The following is a 7,434-nucleotide window of genomic DNA, read 5'->3' as shown; positions in this document are numbered from 1 at the left end:
TATGTCACAGCCTCTTTTTATTTATTTCATATCCATTCCTTTTAACGTTACAAGCGTAATGAAAGTAGTGACACAAATAAGTACGGTCATAATAACTAAAGCGATAGGCATTGTCATAATAGTATCCTTTCTAATTAACAGTGTTAACTCATATGATTATGTTAACACTGTTAATTAATCGCGTCAATTATTTAGCTATAATGGTGTTATAATCAATTAACGGTATTAATTTATGGAGGTAGATATGAAATTAACTAAAGTTTTAATTGTACAATCAGCTATTGAAATTTTGCATGAACAAGGTCTAGAATCCGTTTCAATGAGATCCATTGCAACCAGATTAGGTGTGAAAGCACCAGCTCTATATAATCATGTTCAAAATAAACAGAATATCTTGGAGTTGATTTCTGAAGAAATTTCAAAAAAGGTGTTGTCACGTGTAGACGAAAACGACAGTATGGCGTCTTTTTCATTAGTTCTTAGGGACGAATTGAAGAAAATTAAAGATTCGTGGAAAATTTTTGCCGAAACGAGTCCAATGACACCGGTGAGAATGCAAATGATCACTATGTTTTTAACAATTTTAGAACAATTAGGGACTGGTGAAGAATCAGCCATGATTGGAAATATGATCAATAATTTCATTTTATCCTTTGTGGCGGATGAATATCTATTTTCTAATACTGCATCGCCAGCTGAGACGATTGATATACCAAACATTTTTAGAATGCCAGATATGTCGATTGAATCCCAATTTTTAGTTCAGTTAAATATTCTACTTGATGGCGTGATGAAACGGGTTGCTTCAAATAGTTAGATGTCGTCGTATTATCACAGGATACCAGTGCTTGCGACTTTTAATCGATGACCATTCTGGTGATATGTTTAGATATAAACATATATTTTGAATAGGACTAATTATTGTTTAGTTGGTGCGTGGATATTTATGGGGGTAATAGTACTCTTGATTTCCTTATTGATCGTAATGTTTTGATTGTATCTAGGAGTAAATGTAGTTGAATTTATAAATAGACGAGATACATATTTATAGTATAAGTAAATATTTTATTAGCAAATGATTAATAATATATATAAAAAATAAACGATTACTTATAGTAATCGTTTATTTTTTATATATTTAATTAATTTAACAATAAGTTACATCTAATTATAAAGACGAATTCTTTGACAGCGCTTCCAATTGATGTTATTGTTTGTTTTAGCGTATCACGTAAGTAATATATTAAAACAAATAATAACGATAGATAGCATTATCGTTAAAATTTTAACTTATTTTTGGTTTGGAAACGTATTTAATAAATTTTTGGGGGAATAATATATGAAAATATTTGCATATGGTATCCGTGATGATGAAAAACCATCGCTTGAGGAATGGAAAGCGATAAATCCGGAGATTGAAGTGGATTATACGCAGGATTTACTGACATCAGAAACGGCTAAGTTAGCTAAAGGTGCGGATTCGGTGGTAGTTTATCAACAATTAGATTATAACCGTGACTCATTAGCGGCACTAGCCGATGTTGGCGTAACAAATTTATCGTTACGTAACGTGGGTACGGATAATATTGATTTTGATGCAGCGCGCGAGTTTAAATTCAATATTTCTAATGTACCCGTATACTCGCCTAATGCGATTGCTGAACATTCAATGATCCAATTAGCACGCCTATTTCGACAAACGAAGGAGCTGGATGCTAAAGTAGCTGAACATAATTTACGTTGGGCACCAACTATTGGTCGAGAAATGCGTATGCAAACGGTCGGCATTATTGGAACGGGACATATTGGTCGTGTTGCCATCAACATATTAAAAGGTTTTGGTGCAAAAGTAATTGCTTACGATAAATATCCCAATGCTGAATTAATGTCTGAGGGTCTATATGTTGATACGTTGGATGAATTGTACGCACAAGCTGACGCCGTTTCTTTATATGTTCCCGGATTGCCTGAGAATTATCATTTGATTGATGCTGAAGCCATTGGAAAAATGAAAGATGGTGTTGTAATTGTGAACACGGCTCGTGGTAATTTAATAGATGTAGATGCAATTATAGCTGGACTAAATTCAGGGAAAATTTCAGGTTTTGGTATGGATGTTTATGAAAATGAGGTTGGTCTTTTTAACGAAGATTGGACTAATCGTGATTTTCCAGATGAAAAAATTGCTGATTTAATTGCGCGTAAAAATGTATTGGTGACACCTCATACAGCGTTTTATACAACTAAGGCTGTTTCAGAGATGGTTCAGCAATCATTTGACGCAGCAGTTGTTTTTGGAAAAGGTGAAAAGCCAGAAACGTTCGTAGAATATTAAATTTTTTAATTATTTTGAACAAGTGCAAAAAGGTTACGGGGTTATCAAGTTTTAAAATTGGGAAGAGGTAAAGCAGTATGTCCAATAAAATTGAAGAAAAAAAAGACACAGAATATGTACGTATGGCAAAAGAAAGTGCACCAGTTGCTTTTAATGGTCAAACTGATTTACATTTAAAAGATTTCTTTTTTAAAGTCTTGTCAGGTTCTGCACAAGGGATTTTGATTGGTGTTTTACCATCAGCTGTTATGAAATATATTATTAAGTACTCAGGATTGGGTACTACTGCGTTCGGCGCAGATTTAAGTGCTATTTTAACGTTATTTACATCGTTAATTCCATTTTTAATTGGGATGGCCATTGCCCTACAATTTAAAATGAAAATTTTAGATGTTGGTGTTGTTGCTATTGCAACGATGGTGGCATCAGGTTCAATTAAGTGGGCAGTTGCACCTGCCGGATGGGAAAATCCGGTGACAGGAGTGAACTCTGTGGTGCCCATGAATGCTTATATTGCTTCTGGGTCCGGTGATGTTATTAATGCTATGATTGTCGCATCTATCGCAGTTATAGTCGTCTGGTTAGTTGCCCATTATTTAAAAGGATTTGGATCAGTTGCGATTATTTTAAGTCCAATTCTTGTAGGTGGTGGCATTGGCCTACTTGGTAAGACGATTGCGCCTTATGTTGGTGATGTTACAGCGTGGATTGGTGAATTGGTTGAGATGTTTACAAATTTTGCGCCCATTCCAATGGCAATGTTAATTGCTATGGCGTTTTCAATCATTATTATTACGCCTGTCTCAACTGTCGGAATTGCTTTGGCAATTAGTTTGTCGGGTATTGGTTCCGGGGCCGCTGCCATGGGTGTTGTCGCAACGACAATCGTTTTATTAATTAATTCATGGAAAGTTAATAAACCGGGAGTTACCGTTGCGATCGCATTGGGGGCAATGAAGGGAATGATGCCTTCAGTATTTGCCAAACCCGTGACGATGTTGCCATTTTTGTTATCGGCTGCTATATCGGGAATTCCCGTTGCGTTATTTAACATTCAAGGGACACCGACTACTGCCGGTTTTGGATTCATCGGATTAGTTTCGCCTATCCAATCAATAGTTAAAGACCCTACAGTTCCCTCATCAGTTATGAATCATTTTATTAGTCCGCTAGTTGGTGTTTTTGCATGGCTGGTTGTGCCAATTGTTGCGGGATTCGTTGTACAGTTCATATTCAGTAAGTTATTAAAACTGTATACACCAATGGATTTCCAACAAGATTTATAACAATATTTGTAAGTTAATAAAAATATCTAATTGAAAATAAAAAATATAGAAAAATAATTGAAAGAAGGATTATTAATATGCGTGTTGGAATGATTGGACTGGGTAAGATGGGGTTAAGCTTAACAAAGAATATGCTTGATAATGGAATTGAGGTTGTTGGATTCGATTTAGCAACTGAAAACGTAAAAGCTGCAGAAGAAGCAGGCGCAATTTCAGCTTCAAGTCTTGAAGACTTTGTTTCTAAATTAGGGTCTACTAAGACTACGTGGTTATTGTTACCAGCTGGTGCACCAACAGATGCAACTATCGTCAAATTGACGGAACTGCTTAACAAGGATGATTTAATTGTTGATGGCGGTAATTCAAACTTTAAAGATTCGCTTAGACACAATAAAATCGTGACAGAAGCCGGAATGAGATTTTTTGACTGTGGTACATCGGGAGGTCAATCAGGCGCTCGTAATGGTGGAAACTTTATGATTGGTGGGGATGATGCGGATGCATTTAATCAATATCTTGACCCAATCTTTAAATTGATTTCTGAAAAAGATGGGTATCTTTATACCGGTGCAGCAGGCTCTGGTCATTACTTGAAGATGGTGCATAATGGTATTGAATATGGAATGATGCAGGCAATTGGTGAAGGATTTGATGTTCTTGAGAGCGGTCAATATGATTATGATAATGAAGCTGTAGCTAAATTGTGGAATCATGGTTCAGTTATCCGTAGTTGGTTAATGGAACTTGTGGAAGATGCGTTTTCAGATGATGCACATTTGGATGACTTACTTGGACGCATGCATTCTTCAGGTGAGGGGCAGTGGACATTACAAGAAGCACTCGATAGTAAAGTGCCAACGCCAGTTATCGCATTGTCAGTGATGATGCGTTATGAATCGATGAGAAACGTTGATGCAAACTTTACAGGTAAGGTTGTTGCTGCAATGCGCCATGGCTTCGGAGGGCACGTTGTAGATAAATCGTAAGCTGTTATTTTTAATATGACGAATGGATAATTCGCAGGACCATGTCTTGTTTAATTTTTTTGAGACAAAATTTATTTAATTTGTGCCACTTTACTGAAAGAGGACTATAATTAAGAGTGAAGTTGAAAGACAGTTAACTGTCCAAATCAAAAGAGGCGATAGCAATGGCAAAGTTGAGTAAAGAACAACGCAAAGCAATGGCTCAAAAAGCAATGGACGAACGTGCTAAACATCCACAAGCTGAAAAAAAACAATCAGGTTTCAAATTTATTGAAGAAGAATCAGCTAAATTAGAATCAGAAAAAAACTAATTATAAAAGTTCAAAGATTAATTCTGAGTATTCTTGGAATTAATCTTTTTTTATTTCACTGAATCATTATTAAATTTGTCGTGAGTCAGGTACAATTTAGACGAGAAAGAATTAAATTAGGGAGTGATTAAATCGTGTTAATTAAACAAGTACATATCGAAAATGAAAAAGAATTACAAGATGTCCGCGTAGAAAAAGGGGTATTTACTGAAATTGGCTTAAATTTACAGGCCGAATCTAACGAGCAGGTTATTGATGTAACGAATAAATTAATGTTACCTCCATTTGTTGATCCGCACGTCCACTTGGATTCAACACTTACGGCTGGAGATCCAGAATGGAATGAATCAGGTACTTTATTTGACGGTATCCGAATCTGGTCTGAGCGTAAAAAAACGTTAACGCGTGAAGATGTCAAAGAACGTGCTATTAAAGCCTTGAAAATGCAAGCAGCACATGGTGTTCAATTTGTTCGGTCACATGTGGATGTAACTGATCCAGAGTTAGTTGCTTTGAAAGCCTTGATTGAAGTGCGCGAAGAAGTAAAGCCTTGGATGGAGCTACAATTGGTCGCCTTCCCGCAAGAAGGCATATTATCATTTCCAAATGGAAAAGAATTGATGACGAAGGCGGCCGAATTAGGTGTTGACGCGATTGGTGCGATTCCACATTTTGAATTCAATCGTGAATATGCAGTAGAATCTCTTCATTTTGCCTTCGAACTAGCGCAAAAATATGATTTATTATTCGATGCGCATACTGACGAAATTGATGATCCTAGTTCTCGTAGCCTGGAAACAGTTGCAACCCTAGCGCTAGAGACAGGGATGAAAGACAAGGTTACTGCGTCACACACAACAGCGATGGGATCGTATAATGATGCTTATTTATATAAATTAATGCGCTTATTAAAAATGTCAGACATGAACTTTATTGCTAATCCACTTGTGAATATGTTTTTAGGTGGTCGATTTGATACATATCCGAAACGCCGTGGGTTAACACGTGTAAAAGAATTAGACGAAAATGGCCTAAATGTTGCCTTTGGTGAAGATGATATTAAAGATCCTTGGTATCCAATGGGTAACGGCAATATGTTGGATGCTTTGCATATGGGCTTACATGCCACGCAAATCATGGGTTACAGCCAGATTATGAACGCTTACCGATTTGTGACAACCAATGGTGCCAAAGCGATGCATATTATGGATCATTACGGAATTGAAGTTGGCAAACCAGCTAGTTTCGTAATCATGGATAGTGATAATTTTTATGATGCATTGAACACACGCGCCGCTGTTATGTTATCCGTACATAATGGAGACGTGATTAGTGAGACTAAGCCAGCAGAAACGCAGTTATATATTTAAAAAAGATACGTCTAGTGGTGACGTATCTTTTAATAAAGGTTATTGATAGCGCTTTATAAGTGTAACTGATAAAATTGAATCATAAACTGAAAAGGGGTAATACAATGAAAATGATTAATTTGGGTGGAAGTAATCTTCAAGTATCATCTGTTGGGTTAGGCTGCATGCGCATGCCAGAATTGTCAACAAAACAAGCAGCAGAAATGATTCAAATGGCGGCTGATCATGGTATTAATTTCTTTGATCATGCAGACATTTATGGAGCAGGAAAAGCTGAAGAAGTTTTTGCAGCAGGTTTCTCTGAAACGGAACTTTCGCGTGAAGATATAATTCTTCAATCAAAATGTGGTATTGTGCCAGGGTTAGAATATAATTTTACGGCAGAACATATTGAAAAAAGTGTTGATGGTATTTTAAAACGATTAAATACAGAATATATTGATAGTTTATTGTTACATAGACCCGATACATTGATGGAGCCTGAAGCCATTGCTCGCGTATTCGAAAAGCTCCAAGCATCTGGTAAGGTTCGTAATTTTGGGGTAAGTAATTTTTATCCGGGACAAGTTGATTTATTACAACAGGCTTTAGACACGAAATTATTGGTAAACCAACTTCAATTTGGTGTGATGCATACTGGAATGATTGATTTGGGAACAAACGTGAATATGGTTAATAATGCCGGAATTAACCGTGATGGTGGAATATTAGAATATTCGCGTCTTAAAAAGATGACGATCCAAGCATGGTCACCATTCCAATATGGTTTCTTTGAAGGCACATTCTTAGATAACCCTAAGTTTGCTGAATTGAATGAAGTGTTAAATCGCTTAGCTAGAGAAAAGAATTCAACAAACACGGGTATTGCGACTGCATTCATTTTACGTCACCCTGCAAAAATGCAAGTAATCGCGGGGACAATGAATCCAAAACGTATTACCGAAATCACAGATGCTACTGAAATAGAATTAACGCATCAAGAATGGTACGAAATTTATCGTGCAGCGGGTAATAAGTTACCATAAAAATAGTTTATGATAAATTAAAAAAGTAGAGTTCGCATCTAAGTTGGATGTGAACTCTATTTTTTGCAATATTTATATTATAATAAATAATTTGTACGGATGAATACAAGAGCAATTATTT

General features: G+C 36.2%; 7 protein-coding genes. All 7 read left to right on the top strand.

The window, feature by feature from the left end; genetic code table 11:
- The first annotated feature begins 244 nt into the window (after window positions 1-244).
- The 7 genes from FC66_RS03875 (at window position 245) to FC66_RS03850 (ending at window position 7,313) form a co-directional block, all read left to right on the top strand.
- A complete protein-coding gene (locus tag FC66_RS03875; protein WP_057974071.1) occupies window positions 245-817 on the top strand; it encodes a TetR/AcrR family transcriptional regulator in 573 nt (190 codons plus the stop codon).
- Window positions 818-1,339: 522 nt separating this feature from the next.
- The gene (locus FC66_RS03870) at window positions 1,340-2,335 is read left to right on the top strand and encodes a D-2-hydroxyacid dehydrogenase (RefSeq protein ID WP_057974070.1); all 996 of its coding nucleotides are present in this window, start codon (window positions 1,340-1,342) and stop codon (window positions 2,333-2,335) included.
- A gap of 77 nt (window positions 2,336-2,412) precedes the next feature.
- On the top strand, window positions 2,413-3,621 hold the full coding sequence (locus FC66_RS03865) for a PTS sugar transporter subunit IIC (protein ID WP_057974069.1): 1,209 nt from the start codon (window positions 2,413-2,415) through the stop codon (window positions 3,619-3,621).
- Between the two features lie 77 nt (window positions 3,622-3,698).
- Window positions 3,699-4,607, top strand: a complete 909-nt coding sequence (gene gnd / locus FC66_RS03860) for a phosphogluconate dehydrogenase (NAD(+)-dependent, decarboxylating) (RefSeq protein ID WP_057974068.1) — start codon at window positions 3,699-3,701, stop codon at window positions 4,605-4,607.
- Window positions 4,608-4,771: 164 nt separating this feature from the next.
- A complete protein-coding gene (locus tag FC66_RS08080) occupies window positions 4,772-4,918 on the top strand; it encodes a hypothetical protein (protein ID WP_169787607.1) in 147 nt (48 codons plus the stop codon).
- Window positions 4,919-5,052: 134 nt separating this feature from the next.
- Window positions 5,053-6,288 carry a cytosine deaminase gene (gene codA / locus FC66_RS03855; protein WP_057974067.1) on the top strand — a complete coding sequence of 412 codons (1,236 nt, stop codon included), beginning with the start codon at window positions 5,053-5,055 and terminating at the stop codon, window positions 6,286-6,288.
- 104 nt (window positions 6,289-6,392) lie between these two features.
- Window positions 6,393-7,313, top strand: coding sequence for an aldo/keto reductase (locus tag FC66_RS03850; RefSeq protein WP_057974066.1), 921 nt, complete (start codon window positions 6,393-6,395; stop codon window positions 7,311-7,313).
- Window positions 7,314-7,434: the final 121 nt, after the last annotated feature.

Origin of the sequence: Dellaglioa algida DSM 15638 (assembly GCF_001434695.1) — a bacterium.
GTDB classification, from domain to species: Bacteria; Bacillota; Bacilli; order Lactobacillales; family Lactobacillaceae; genus Dellaglioa; species Dellaglioa algida.
This window is presented reverse-complemented; position numbering and strand designations above follow the sequence as displayed.